The sequence below is a fragment of the Bacillus cereus group sp. BfR-BA-01408 genome, from assembly GCF_022663305.1.
Taxonomy (GTDB): Bacteria; Bacillota; Bacilli; order Bacillales; family Bacillaceae_G; genus Bacillus_A; species Bacillus_A pacificus.
The window spans coordinates 1-301 of the sequence record NZ_JAKUFF010000232.1 but is presented as its reverse complement, the minus strand read 5'-3'; the positions used below and the strand labels follow the sequence as shown (position 1 = coordinate 301).

The window sequence follows — 301 nt, the reverse complement described above, 5'->3', positions numbered from 1 at the left end:
TCTCCGCTACCCACACCTCATCCCCGCACTTTTCAACGTGCGTGGGTTCGGGCCTCCATTCAGTGTTACCTGAACTTCACCCTGGACATGGGTAGATCACCTGGTTTCGGGTCTACGACCACGTACTAAACGCCCTATTCAGACTCGCTTTCGCTGCGGCTCCGCCTCTTCAGCTTAACCTCGCACGGGATCGTAACTCGCCGGTTCATTCTACAAAAGGCACGCCATCACCCGTTAACGGGCTCTGACTATTTGTAGGCACACGGTTTCAGGATCTCTTTCACTCCCCTTCCGGGGTGCT

1 rRNA gene is annotated in these 301 nt (G+C 55.5%); it reads right to left on the bottom strand.

The window, feature by feature from the left end:
- Positions 1-301: ribosomal RNA gene (locus MR083_RS27080) — 23S ribosomal RNA — on the bottom strand; the annotation flags it as partial.